Genomic DNA, 12,015 nt, shown 5'->3' with positions numbered 1-12,015 from the left:
ATCATTGCCCCCTTGCTCGAGACGCTGCTGTGCGGATCTTCAATTTTTCCTGCTCGTACTTCTTCTCGTACTCTTGTCCCTGACCCATCTGATTATTGTTATACAGTGCTTTAGATATCGCGTAATATACTAGGGCCCTCTCACCTACGCTCGGCACCTCTGGCGTGTCTGTAGTGGATGACAACGCCTTTGCATAGCGCTGATACAATCCGGCGAAGGTATTGGCGAATGAGAAGTTATACAGGTCGAGCACGTACTTGCTGCCCTTGTATAACACCCAATAGCCTGGAGGATACTGCTGATCGTAGTTCCTGCGCTGGACAATGCGGTTATTACTGCCATCGTTAAACACAATAAGAGAGTAATAATCTGCAGGCAGATCATGCTCTCTTGTAAGCCCATCGTGTGTAATTGTAGGCAGTACCTCTTGAATGTTCAGTTCATCGACCAGATCACGCAACGCATCGTTGAAAAAATCTAGCCACGCGTTGTCAGATGAGATACCAGCGTTATTGTATCCGTTCTCAGCCTTACCCTTTGCGATTAATTGAGCTGTAGTTGATGCTCCCATTGTTCACCTTCTTTCGCGAACTTCGATTAATTAAATTAATACAGTTAAATCAATCGCTTTTGCTGCTGCAATGTGCCCGGTGACATTCGGGTGAATACCATCATCCGTGTATCCGGCTTTCCATATACCACTATCACGGTTATTTTCTACCATATCGGATACATCGAATACTGCGGTAATTGGTGCAGGTAATGATCGTAACCACGCATTCGCCTGTCCGCGTTTACTTGCCCCTGCTGCGAAATAGCTATTTGCCGTCGTTTGGTTACCTACGGTTGCCCAAGAATCTGTACTTGTTGTTCTAGGCGTACAAGTTGCATAAGCAATCTTTTTTATACCTCGTCTATATAATTGGTTACAAACGTATAAAACTTCAATTTCCCTTTGCGCAAGGTCTACAGCATTGTTGATGTCATTTGTGAAGAAATTTACAATGGCTGATGTAAAGTACTTGGCCAATTTCATGCGATTGCGCCCGGTTTGATTGATCATGCCATCAGCGGACGTACCACCACGACTCATCATGCTGTATGCGTATTTATCGTTTATCGCACGCACGGCATAGCCCATGTCATTCATGCCATCGCCGCCGCCACTAATAACAGAATCACCAACTAACATAATGGCTGTTTCACCAGGGTTGTTTGGCGTTCCCACAATAACCAAGGGCGTATACCCATAAACACCAACTGTCGGGCAAGATCCACCTGCTGTATTATCCACCCCTGATGCTTTACCATCGCCTTTTTCAGCGTAGATAGTCATGCCCTGCGGCCATTTTTGGCCTAAAGTTGTTACGGATACATAGGTCAGAATTTCGATGACGTCACCTTTTTTAAGGTCAATTGCCACTGGTTCGGACTCAACCGTCGCCCCCGGCTTAATCGTTACCGTTTGGACATCACCGAAATATGCAGGGAAGTATGTGGCTGCATTACTCGCATTGACTGACTTAATCGAAAACTTCACCATAATATCGTTATCTCCGCTTACGTCTCCACCGTTCTCACTGTGCCAGTTAGGATATACGACGGTAATATCATGACAATCACATCCAATGACGTGTCTGGTTAGGAATGTTGCAGACTGTTCCGCACCGTTACTCATCCCTTGATTGGGAATCTGCCCGCGCGAACCTACGGAAATTCGCTTGATTTCATCGGATCCGCGCCTCCCGCTTGTCGCAGCCAATGCACCATTAACCCACGTTTTATTCGTTGACATTCACATCACTCCTCGCTATTTTTCTTGCGAGTCCTCTTGATGCCTGCGAACGCTTCCCCTCTATCGTTAGCCTCTAATGGATTAACCGGGTCCCTTCGTTCTATCTCTTCTGCTGCTATTGACTCAATGCGTAACTTTAATTCTGGATGACGCTGTTGCCAATGCTCCGCTATTCCCTTTTCCACCTCAAGCGGATCGGCTGTCAGCCAGTATATCTTTCCATCCCACATTGCTGTGAATGGTTCGCTGTCGTTAATTAGATGAATCGTCTGTTCGAGTTCGCTCATAATGATCTCCTTTCTGAGTTCCAACGAAAAAAGGCCACCTCACATTGTGTCAAGGTGGCCTGAGTTCCGTTAGGATTGTTCAGCAGTATTAGGCTTGTGCAGCCGATGCACGTTGAGTAGTGCCATCATACGTGTATAGTTTGAAGTCTGTAAGGTTGAACCAGATGCGTGGGATGCCTGATGTGTTTGTTGGGTTGGCTGTTAGGAATTCGATAGTCAACTCCGTACCGTTGATAGTCGTGATACCGGATGTATTAGCTAATGTATTAGCGCGAAATGTGTTGTTAACTGACATTTGTTTCCCCTCCTTAAGTTAAGTTCTCAAGTTTACCGTTAGCGCGTGGCTCTGTGCAGATAAGTTCACCAGCCCAAAGGATCTGACCAACTTTGGCGTCCATGTTAGCAGGCTTCACCATTTCAGTTGGTTTGAAGTCCTTACCCGGCTTAACGTGCAATTGGAGTGTATTGGAGTTGAGCATGTACATGGTGTTAGCTGGGCAGTACTCGTCATAAACCACCGGCACGCCCATGAAGGACACCTGAGTGAATCCAAGGTTAGCGAACTCTTGTCCAACTTTACCAAGCGGCTGCTGAATCGTTGTTTTACCATCGACTAGCGCAAGGTACTTCTGGAACTGATTCAGGTCGGTCACGATGAAATCAGGTTTGTTCTCTACGCCACCGCGTGAACACTTAAGGAACATCGCTTGCATCTTAGCAGTAGATAGCGCAGCGGCTGCACCGTCATACTGTGACTTCCACCATGTGTATGTGGAACGGTTGATACCTCCATATGTAGCAACGGCTGTCCCGTCATCTACTGCAGCTTTAAGGCCGAGGATATCTTTTCCACCGTTACCAGTGCCATCCTTGAAGATCAGCTGTGCAAACAGGTCCTTCAGAGCTGCTTCTGCATCTTCAGTAGCAATTTGTGCCATCTTGAAGATTGCATTCTCACCTGAAGAAGCCGCGTCCTCGTAGCCGTTAAAAATAATACTCGCATACAGTTGCTTGAGTTTAAACTCAGCATCCGTGCGAGTATCTTGTGGAGTGATATCCATTGTGTCATACCCTTGGTAAGACCCAACGTTAGTCGCATGTTTATATTTCAAGTGAATCTTGATCGTGTCGCCGCCGCTATCCCACTGTTTCTTCTGCTTCATGATTTGATACATGAGCGGTGAACTCTTCATGATATTGTCGTACATTTTCTTTGGGATCAACGGTAAAAACGATGCTAAAAACTTGTCAAAATTTCCTCCAGCCATAATAAGGCTCCTCCTTTGTTGTCAGCGAGACTTAAGGAATCATCACCCAACCAATTTACATCTTACCTGCTGCCAATTTCGCCATTTGCATCCAGTCCATCGTGGATGTATCTGGTGTGTTATCGCCTGGACGTTGGCCGTTCTGCCTCGGTTGTGGTGGTAATGATGTCCTTTTCTCCTGCAAGCTTTGAATTGTTTTGGCTTGCGCCTCTTTCGTAACTTTCTTTGTATCCTGTTGTGTCTGCTGCAGCTTTTGTTTCGTTAAGTAACCTTCGGCTATGTCCTTCAATGTCGCTGTAGAAAGCTTCTCAGCCTTGCCACGCTCTTGGAGTGACTCAATATACTCTGGTGTTACTAACTCGCCGTATTCGGCTTTTAGATCATTCTGTAGGCCTGTCATTTCGCTAGTGAGCTTGATACCTTCATAGTCACCACGTAACGTCTGATTCTCTAATGTCAATCGCGTCACATCAGCCACAAGAGTGTTGATGTACTGACCGTATTGCATGTCTTGCATGGCTTCCTCGATGGGAATGGAGCCTGTGTTTCTAAACTCCTGAATGAAGCCATTGATTTGTTGAGCCAACCATGGGTTAGTCCTCAAGAACTCATCCGTCTGCTTAGCCGGTTCCCATGATGCGCGTTCAGCTTCGAAAGTGGATCTCTCTGTTGCTAAAGCCTGTGTCTTCTTCGTGTAATCACTCTGCCGCAAATAACCCTGCTTGAGCTCAGCAAACTTGACTGGCTGGCGTCCCTCGCCTAGTTCAACCTCTGCTTCATCATCAAATGGGCTCGTTGAAGCTTCCTCTTCTTGCTCAGGCTCACCGTCGGGCTCAACCGCATCTTCGGTGTCCGTTGTTTCCGCTGTCTCTAACTCTTCCGTGTCCGGGGCTTCCGCTTGTCCATCATCCACCGATTCATCGCTAAAAGCTGACTGAGCAATGCTGCCCCAATCGTCGCCTCCACCTTCTGAACCATCCAAATTAAAGCGCGGTGTACTGATCTTAAACATATAAATTCCTCCTATAGAGTCCCGTTTGGGTTGTTCTATTTACGAATAATTGAGAAAGGCCCAATGCAGTCTCAGCATGGGCCTGTTAAGCGGATAATTATGCAATTAATGACATGATTTCCTCATCACTCAGGTTGGCTAGACGCGGATCAGCTTGACGCAACTTGTCCAGTCCACCAGCTATATCAGGCTGTTGTGGTTGTTGGTCGCCTTGTGTCGGCTGTCCTTTTGCATCATTGTTCATCTGTGTGACTTTCGTTTGATGCTCATGGTTAGCGGCTTGTTCCTGTTGCTTCGCTTGCATCTCCATTTGCTTCATTTCCATCTGTTGTTGTTGTTGCGCTTGTTGCTGCTGTGCTTGCATTTGCGCTTGTTGCTCCTGCATCTGTTGCTGTTGTTGCATCTGTGCCTGCTGCGCTTCTTTCATGCGCTTAATGATGTCATCACGTTTAGGCCAGTCGAATGAATCCAACACAGCCTCCTGATCGATCATCTGCATCTTGGCCAGTTCGAGCGCTTCCTCTTTTCTCGCCATGCGTGAGGTTGGAAGTGAAGAACCTGCCTCGATCTCTACGGTGAACTGTAGTATCTTGTAAGCTCGTTCGGCGCTTTCCTTGGTAGGTGTAGCATCTTCTTGCTCCAATCCTTCAGCTTGCGGTGCTTCCTCGCCCTGATCATCGACAATATTCGTCCACTCGTTGGGATTGGCATACATGAAGAACTCAGTGCGGTCATATACAGGCTCCTGCGTAGGCTCTTGGCCTTCTTGCTGCGGAACTTGCTCCATACCCTTCTGGATTGGCTGCACTTCAAACGGTGCATCCTCTTGCCCTTGCATATCCGCGTACTTGGTGTAATCACCTTTAATCCGGAATGCGCGAGTCTCTTTGTAGAACTGCATAGCGTTAACAATAATCTTCTCAGCTATGGATTTATTAAAGCGCTCGAAGTTGTCAATCTTCGTCTTGATGCGCGTGTAAGCTGCTTCTTGCTTGAGCTGTACCTCTTTACCGCTTGTAGCATCACTCATACCGCGGAAGGAGTCATTTACGCCTGTGAGCCTATCCTCAAGCTGTGAGAAGCGATCAGGTAGATCTAACACATAGTTAGGCAGCGGAGGCGGTACAAAGTACTCTGCAATGGCGCTTAGCGGAACCATATCGGGATTGTTAAGTCCTAACGTTCCTGTCTCAGTCGCTTTCTCGCGCAATGCCTGCGGATCCTTAATGCCCATCGCTGTGTTAAAGATGAGAATAGGATCAACCGCGCGTTCAGCTGACTTCACAATGTACTGCATCATCACATTCTTCTCATAGTTGAGATTCTCTATATGCTCACCCATCGGCACGCCCATCGTGGATAGAATGTCATCTGTTGGGTTGTAGATGTCATATGGCAATCTCTCATGCCAAAATGGATTCGGCATATCTTCAAGCAGCACATCATCAGCCCAGTAGGAGCAGCGCCATTTGTCGTCATCATCGCGGTACCAATAGTGAATGAATGCCACACTGTTCTTGCGCTTCTGATCCTCTGTGAGCTCCGGTAACGTTTGATACTCCTGCAGACGGTTCATACTCTTACTGTCAGCAGAGAATGTCACCCAGTTTTTCATGGTGTTTACCCATGACTTGAACCAGTTGTTCCCCTTCTGATCACTTCCCATGGATGCGCTAGACTTGCCAACACTGTCGATGATCTCCTGTTTCTTCTTCGGATACATCTTCACGACTTCACTCTGTCGCTTAGGCTCAACGTAGAAAAAGAAGCCCGATTCCTCGAACTCTGTTGGTGCCGGGTCTAAGTAACACCAGCGCATATTAATGTTTTTGATGTCGAGCTTACCTGAGCCATTCTTGTAATCAGCATCAAATCCAGTGTAAGCAATAGCTGAACGGTATATCTCGGCCATACGCGCTATCTTCTGCGACTTATAATCCCAATCGTTGATGTCATACGTGTGATCTAGGATATCCGCTATACCGTCAGCATGCTTGATATAGTCTGGATAGTCGCTATGCACCGTTGCTCTCACGCGGTTGTTCGTTAGGATCGGCACCACTGTCTCCACATAAGCGTATAAGTCACTCACTTGGAAGTCTTGGTTGTTGTCCGTCCATCGGTTACGGTACATACTGTAGTATTTGTCCATGAGTTGATGTATCGGGTCCATGTACTTCTTCGACGTTTGTAAGTCGGTGTTCATGCGGTCACTGAGATCCTTCAGCTTCTGCTCATCTGGACTCTTTGGCTTATCATCTGCCACGGTATCACGCTCCTTCCATTTGCTTCTTGATCACCAGCTGCGCTAACTGATTGTATATGTCAGCCAAACTAAAGTGATCGGCACCCTCATTCACCCACATCGGCCTGATGTTACCCTGCTTATCTAGCTTCAAGTGTTTGTTCTTCTCGCGATCCGCAGGAGTTTCACCATTGCCCCCTACTTTCCGCTGTGCTTTCCAGTGGATACATAGCGACTCATTACCTGGAGCCATACCGCTAAGAGAACGCTCAAGACCGTCAATAAACACTTTACGCTCACCTGTAATGTATCCGTCCACAACACGATCAAATATGCGAGTACGATGAGCGTTAAGGATACGCGTCTTATAATCACCCTCATACAGTTGCTTCCTCTCGTCGTTGTAGTCGAACACACAGCGCCATACTTTGCCCGGGAACGCTGTAGCAAGCTCGATAGCTTTCTCAGGCTTCGGTGCATTATCGATCACACACATGCTGATGTTCTTCATCCTCATGTAGTTGTGCAGCTTCTCCCATGAGTCTAGCTTAATGACCTCGTCGATACCTTCCTCCGTACCTTTGACACAGTACAGCTTCGGGTTATCGTCAGTACCACCTTGGTCAACGCCTAAGCAGCGGAACTTACCAGGAGTAACCTTTGGTATGTAACCATTCTCATCGTACTGTACATTCTTGATGATGTTGCTCGGGTCCAAGCTATTACTGTTAGATGCATACGCTCGGCCTAAGTCGAAGTTAGCGAATACATCAGGCAACATAAGCTTCTCATCACGTATAAGCTCTCTTGCGCTGATCCACGGTGCCATCATCTGGCTAATCCAATAGCCGCTGATACCGTCGCGATCATCTTCATACTTCGGTACCCACTCTTTATCAGCTGTGCGCCTGTCTAACACATCACCACAAGCACCACACACGTACTCACGCCGCTCTTTGCATACATGGTGAGTGTTGCCACCATCGAAGCTTTCAGGCTCGTATGTGATGTATGAAGGATGGTCACACTTGGGGCACCAATAGAAGTAATGCTTCTGGTCGCTCAGCTGCCATGTGTAGTCGACGCCAAAGCTTGGGAAGCTCGGATTGCTGAACTCCCACTCAGCTGCGTATGCACTGGCTTTGATACGTGACTTGTATGCGTTCAGCACACCTTGATTGCTGCGGTCAAACTCATCCTTGATGAGAATGTCAGCTGTTTGCATGATAGATGCTGATTTCCCGTATGTCCCTTTGTAAAAAGTAAATCCAACGTTATCTCCGCTCAGTGTTCGGAACGACTTCGTGTGAAGACTGTTCTCGATCATCTGCGCTTTGATCGTTGGATTGTTGTCCAGTATCATGTTCGTCTTAGCTTTGTTAAACTCTTCAACGTCAGAATCAGTCGGAAGCGTATATATGATGTTATGACCGTACTTCGCATTGTGGAAGCAGGCCTTGAATATCGACATTGTAGAGAAACCAACCTGTGAGCACTTGAGTACCGCTAGAAGCTTTGACTCATCACACAGCGGCTGGATCATGAAGTCGCGGTCAGCAAACTCCATCGGGATACCATTCTCATTGGTGAAGTTGTTGCGTGTGATCCACTCATAAGCATTGTTAACTCTGAGCGCATTCTCACGCTGCTTTGTCTCGTTAACGTGCTTAATCATCTTAGCAAGGATAACTCTGCGCTGTTCCGGATTAGCCTTGGCTAGTCGTGTATTCCAGTAGTCATATGCGGTACTCATGACGATCCACCAACGTATGCTCTGATCAGCTCATCTGCTTGCTCGGCTGTCATCTCACCAAGCTCATGCGTGTTCTTATTATTATTGTCGCTGCGGCTTGTTGCTTCACCGCTAACGAGTAATGCTTTATCTGTAATGATGCCAAGTCCAGTCGCTAAGTCTCTAAAGCTTGCATCGGTCATTTTCACTTTCATCTCGTTCAATATCTCGCCAACCATCGACCATGCATTATGCACAAACTCAGTCTTTTTGTCTGCGTGAAGCTGCGTGAACTCATCGGGCTTTTCATCCCTTATTTTCCTCACTGAGTAGTCAGAAACGTTGAAGTGACGGGCAGTCTCGCGCGTGTTGTTTGTCATCGCTAAGTGCGCTCTGATACTCTCTTTCAGTTCATCGCTCAGCTTCTGTCCCTGCATCGTCACCACCCTCTCTGTAATAAACACTCAGCCATAGTTGATACCAAAACAAAAAGGGAGGTGCTATCCAGCAGATCGCATCAAGTGCGTCTAGCATGGTATCACTTCCCTTTGAGGTCGTCCGGCATGAACTAACCTAATATCAGTATATCAGGATTATTCAAGCGGATTCTTCCTTCTTTCTTCCTTTTAGTCTCTTCACTCTCATGCTTACTTTCATGATCCAACCGTAACTATATCCTAGTTCCTCGGCAATCTCAGTGAGCGGTTTACGCAAGATATCACGATTGTACGCCACTTGATACTCAAGCCCTTTGAACTCTCCAAGCTTAGACTCAATCAACATTCTCGTTTGCTTCTTATGCTCAATCTCATTCACTACATCAAGAAGCTTCTCTTTCGCTTCATCATTCCACACTACTGCTTTATCTAGAGGCATTTGTATGCCGTTATAGCATTGCTTCCACGAGGAGGAAAGCTGTCTCTCCAAGTCACTCGCTCTAATCTCCAATATCTCAATCTCATTACACAAATCACTATACTCTGTTCTCCAATCAGTACTCATGCCGGGTTCCTCCTAAAGTTTGTTGGTTGTCATGCCGGACTAGGACCAACTAAGCCACTTGACCTTTCACCAATCCAAATTCGCTAGCGAACTGCGCGAGTCTGTCTTCGATGTATTCTTTCGTAACGGCTTCTTGTACACCACTGATTGATGGTCCCTGAGCCATTGGTATCGTTGGTGGTTCGACTGATTTAACGATTTGAAATGGCTCCTCCTGAGTTACGCTGTCTTGAACATCCTCAGCAACCACTTCGGTAACAGCTTGCTCAGGCCGGGGTCCCACCTGAACGTTGTATCTACCAAGCTCTAGCCTCTTGATGATCAGCTCAGTTCCATCTTCACCTACGCCTTTATACTCCGTTTGTTTCAGTTCATCAACCCATTGCAGATCCCATACTTTAGGTTTAGCAGCGAGTTCTTTTGCACGTTGCTCACGGATAGCTTCACCAGCATCAAGGTTGCTAGGAGTAATGTCGATCACTTTGTGCGGATATAGTAACGGCGCTTCTTCAGCACGTTTAAGGAGTTCCATTTCACGGTCTTTCAGGCGAGATACTTCAGTTTGCAATTCCTTGATTAACTCTCCAGCGTTCTCGAATCGTTTCTTGAAGTCGTCTCTTTCCAACTCTGCTTGACCCTTAACTTCGATCAATCGTTTGTTTTCGTCATTAGCCTCATCCACTTCTTTACGCAGACCACGAATCTGATCGTCGCGTTCTTCCTGTAGGCCCATGTAATAGCTATGTAGTTGCTCTCGTTGAGCGTCTAGTAAGGCTTGAATGTTGTCGTTAAGGATCGACGTACCGAAAATGTCGTTATAATCTACGTTGAAGTCATACTGGCGTGTAACTGTTTGAGAGGTAGCATTTACCACTGTTGTTTGTTGTTCAGTGATCTGTGCAGCTTTAAGCTCGTCCTCTGCCTGATGAATTTCAATAGCCTTTTGATTGATAGCCGCCTCATTGCCTTCATGTGCTTGTAAAGCAGTCAATTCGTCTCTTAAACGCGCTACTTTTTGTACTAGAGTTTCCATATTCAGCCTCCTGAGTTTAAATTCGTTCAAATAAGTTTATATTATCTATATTATAGCATAGTTTACTCTATTTTTCTTTGTATTTTCTGTTAATTTTCGATAAATATCTAAGATTTCGTTTTAACTTTTCGCACCTTTTCTTGGACCCGTCACCTCTGAATTTCGTCCTCTCAATCCCCGAACATCCAATCATTGTTTTCGTGCGCCTCCTCCGTCTGATTTTGTTCGCTCACTCACATCACCCCCTATTACTGATTTAAAGGCGTCTGTGAGCTTCATAGAGTCTCGGATGATATTTGGGTCATCCGAGACTATAAACACGCCTGTATGACGTCCTGAGAGGCTCTGGACTGTACTCATGATTGTTTGGTTCATTTCATCACCACCCACCACATGAATGTCCAAAACAAAGCACTCAGTAATAAACCGTTCAGCACACCTACTGATAAACTTCCCACTTTGATCATGCCGACACCTCCACCAAATGAATGAGTAAACACTTCGGCTTAGCAATTCCACCTTTGACGAATCTTAGCTCCGCAACCTCGTTGTAACTGTCATCCTTCAACACGCCGGCATTCACCAATCCATCTAAGCAAAACTTAGCCGCAAACCCGTAGTTGTCCAAATCCCTTCGCCGCTTATCAGGGAAATAGAATTCGAACGTTGCTGATATCTTGCCCATTGGCGTGATACGTTGTGCTAGGCATTCTTTCATGATCAGTGCTTCCCAGTATTCTTTCTTTTTGGCTCGGCTGCGATAATGTAGATTGTTCAGCTCATTAAGCGTTGGCGGAAATTCGTTCACTCGAATCGTCTGCATATGCTTGCCCTCCGATCACTTTGAGCTCCGGCTTAATGATCACCTTTTCTAATTCGCCTGATACGGCCGTTCTGCTGCGGCTGATCATCTTATCGACTACCCACTCAGGTTTAGGCGTTCCAAAAGGTACACCGTTGATTGTTAACTGATAGAGGATCATGCGCTCTCTCCTCCGTCATATGGCTGAAACTTTGACATCCTTGGATATTCATAACCGGTTCGCGACTTCCACTCCGCTTTGCATTGATCGAGGTACTTGCCGGCTTTAATCATTTTTTCTAGCTGCATGAATGCGAGTGAGCGTAAAACGGATTCTTTTATCATTGGGATTTGCTCCTTTCGATTGCTTTCTGGGCATACAACGGGAGATTGTCAAAGCAGTTTTCTTCGTCCGCAATGTATTCTAGTGCCTTCTGTAGTTCCTCGTTTTCTTTCACGACTTGCATGTGATGAGCATTACACGCTGGGCACTCTTCGTTTGACATGAACATTCCAACGTAATCGTCAGCAGGTGATTTGCAATATCCCTTTCCACATATCACAGGGTGAGGTTTCAGTCGTTCTACTTCACCGATGAGATACCGTAAACATTCAGGAATGTTGGCGATAAATTGCGCCATTTCTATGGTTTGACAATCTGCAATGATGTCGCAAGTTCTTTCAGTTAAGCGATCATATTCAAACACCGTCTTTGAATCTTCACAATCATCGAAGTTGGTCCAGTCAGATCCATTCGTCATTTTCTGTAAGGTTTTCTTTATTTGCTCTATCATGGTTATCTGCTCCTTAAAATAATAGTTATTAAACCCTGATACGGC

The 12,015-nt window shown here is 46.2% G+C and carries 15 protein-coding genes; all 15 read right to left on the bottom strand.

The window, feature by feature from the left end:
* Position 1 precedes the first annotated feature (1 nt).
* Complete coding sequence (locus QFZ77_RS12500; RefSeq protein WP_307439900.1) at positions 2-571, bottom strand: phage adaptor protein; 570 nt, start codon at positions 569-571, stop codon at positions 2-4.
* Between the two features lie 30 nt (positions 572-601).
* Complete coding sequence (locus QFZ77_RS12495) at positions 602-1,795, bottom strand: SGNH/GDSL hydrolase family protein (RefSeq protein ID WP_307439899.1); 1,194 nt, start codon at positions 1,793-1,795, stop codon at positions 602-604.
* Between the two features lie 5 nt (positions 1,796-1,800).
* Positions 1,801-2,082: a hypothetical protein gene (locus tag QFZ77_RS12490; RefSeq protein WP_307439897.1), complete on the bottom strand. Its 282-nt coding sequence runs from the start codon at positions 2,080-2,082 to the stop codon at positions 1,801-1,803.
* Between the two features lie 88 nt (positions 2,083-2,170).
* On the bottom strand, positions 2,171-2,377 hold the full coding sequence (locus tag QFZ77_RS12485; protein WP_307439894.1) for a hypothetical protein: 207 nt from the start codon (positions 2,375-2,377) through the stop codon (positions 2,171-2,173).
* A gap of 13 nt (positions 2,378-2,390) precedes the next feature.
* Positions 2,391-3,350: a phage major capsid protein gene (locus QFZ77_RS12480; protein WP_307439892.1), complete on the bottom strand. Its 960-nt coding sequence runs from the start codon at positions 3,348-3,350 to the stop codon at positions 2,391-2,393.
* Between the two features lie 55 nt (positions 3,351-3,405).
* A complete protein-coding gene (locus QFZ77_RS12475; protein ID WP_307439890.1) occupies positions 3,406-4,362 on the bottom strand; it encodes a hypothetical protein in 957 nt (318 codons plus the stop codon).
* Between the two features lie 97 nt (positions 4,363-4,459).
* Positions 4,460-6,628 (bottom strand): portal protein, encoded by a 2,169-nt coding sequence (locus tag QFZ77_RS12470; protein ID WP_307439889.1) that lies wholly within the window; start codon positions 6,626-6,628, stop codon positions 4,460-4,462.
* Positions 6,629-6,632: 4 nt separating this feature from the next.
* Complete coding sequence (locus tag QFZ77_RS12465) at positions 6,633-8,360, bottom strand: phage terminase large subunit family protein (protein WP_307439887.1); 1,728 nt, start codon at positions 8,358-8,360, stop codon at positions 6,633-6,635.
* A complete protein-coding gene (locus QFZ77_RS12460; RefSeq protein WP_307439885.1) occupies positions 8,357-8,776 on the bottom strand; it encodes a hypothetical protein in 420 nt (139 codons plus the stop codon). Before QFZ77_RS12460 ends, QFZ77_RS12465 begins: the two co-directional genes overlap by 4 nt.
* Positions 8,777-8,936: 160 nt before the next feature.
* Positions 8,937-9,341, bottom strand: a complete 405-nt coding sequence (locus QFZ77_RS12455) for a hypothetical protein (protein WP_307439882.1) — start codon at positions 9,339-9,341, stop codon at positions 8,937-8,939.
* Between the two features lie 49 nt (positions 9,342-9,390).
* On the bottom strand, positions 9,391-10,374 hold the full coding sequence (locus QFZ77_RS12450; RefSeq protein WP_307439879.1) for a hypothetical protein: 984 nt from the start codon (positions 10,372-10,374) through the stop codon (positions 9,391-9,393).
* Between the two features lie 463 nt (positions 10,375-10,837).
* Positions 10,838-11,197, bottom strand: a complete 360-nt coding sequence (locus tag QFZ77_RS12445; protein WP_307439877.1) for a RusA family crossover junction endodeoxyribonuclease — start codon at positions 11,195-11,197, stop codon at positions 10,838-10,840.
* A complete protein-coding gene (locus QFZ77_RS12440; protein ID WP_307439875.1) occupies positions 11,157-11,357 on the bottom strand; it encodes a hypothetical protein in 201 nt (66 codons plus the stop codon). Before QFZ77_RS12440 ends, QFZ77_RS12445 begins: the two co-directional genes overlap by 41 nt.
* Positions 11,354-11,521 carry a hypothetical protein gene (locus tag QFZ77_RS12435; protein ID WP_307439874.1) on the bottom strand — a complete coding sequence of 56 codons (168 nt, stop codon included), beginning with the start codon at positions 11,519-11,521 and terminating at the stop codon, positions 11,354-11,356. The genes QFZ77_RS12440 and QFZ77_RS12435 overlap by 4 nt, the downstream gene beginning before the upstream one ends.
* Positions 11,518-11,970: a hypothetical protein gene (locus QFZ77_RS12430; protein WP_307439872.1), complete on the bottom strand. Its 453-nt coding sequence runs from the start codon at positions 11,968-11,970 to the stop codon at positions 11,518-11,520. Before QFZ77_RS12430 ends, QFZ77_RS12435 begins: the two co-directional genes overlap by 4 nt.
* Positions 11,971-12,015 lie beyond the last annotated feature (45 nt).

It is taken from the genome of Paenibacillus sp. V4I3, assembly GCF_030817215.1.
Lineage (GTDB): Bacteria > Bacillota > Bacilli > Paenibacillales > NBRC-103111 > Paenibacillus_E.
This window is presented reverse-complemented; position numbering and strand designations above follow the sequence as displayed.

Coding starts and splice junctions, on each gene's coding strand:
- QFZ77_RS12495 (WP_307439899.1), bottom strand. CDS start 1,795: ATGTCAACGAATAAAACGTGGGTTAATGGTGCATTGGCTGCGACAAGC.
- QFZ77_RS12490 (WP_307439897.1), bottom strand. CDS start 2,082: ATGAGCGAACTCGAACAGACGATTCATCTAATTAACGACAGCGAACCA.
- QFZ77_RS12480 (WP_307439892.1), bottom strand. CDS start 3,350: ATGGCTGGAGGAAATTTTGACAAGTTTTTAGCATCGTTTTTACCGTTG.
- QFZ77_RS12450 (WP_307439879.1), bottom strand. CDS start 10,374: ATGGAAACTCTAGTACAAAAAGTAGCGCGTTTAAGAGACGAATTGACT.
- QFZ77_RS12475 (WP_307439890.1), bottom strand. CDS start 4,362: ATGTTTAAGATCAGTACACCGCGCTTTAATTTGGATGGTTCAGAAGGT.
- QFZ77_RS12460 (WP_307439885.1), bottom strand. CDS start 8,776: ATGCAGGGACAGAAGCTGAGCGATGAACTGAAAGAGAGTATCAGAGCG.
- QFZ77_RS12435 (WP_307439874.1), bottom strand. CDS start 11,521: ATGATAAAAGAATCCGTTTTACGCTCACTCGCATTCATGCAGCTAGAA.
- QFZ77_RS12430 (WP_307439872.1), bottom strand. CDS start 11,970: ATGATAGAGCAAATAAAGAAAACCTTACAGAAAATGACGAATGGATCT.
- QFZ77_RS12445 (WP_307439877.1), bottom strand. CDS start 11,197: ATGCAGACGATTCGAGTGAACGAATTTCCGCCAACGCTTAATGAGCTG.
- QFZ77_RS12465 (WP_307439887.1), bottom strand. CDS start 8,360: ATGAGTACCGCATATGACTACTGGAATACACGACTAGCCAAGGCTAAT.
- QFZ77_RS12500 (WP_307439900.1), bottom strand. CDS start 571: ATGGGAGCATCAACTACAGCTCAATTAATCGCAAAGGGTAAGGCTGAG.
- QFZ77_RS12455 (WP_307439882.1), bottom strand. CDS start 9,341: ATGAGTACTGATTGGAGAACAGAGTATAGTGATTTGTGTAATGAGATT.
- QFZ77_RS12485 (WP_307439894.1), bottom strand. CDS start 2,377: ATGTCAGTTAACAACACATTTCGCGCTAATACATTAGCTAATACATCC.
- QFZ77_RS12440 (WP_307439875.1), bottom strand. CDS start 11,357: ATGATCCTCTATCAGTTAACAATCAACGGTGTACCTTTTGGAACGCCT.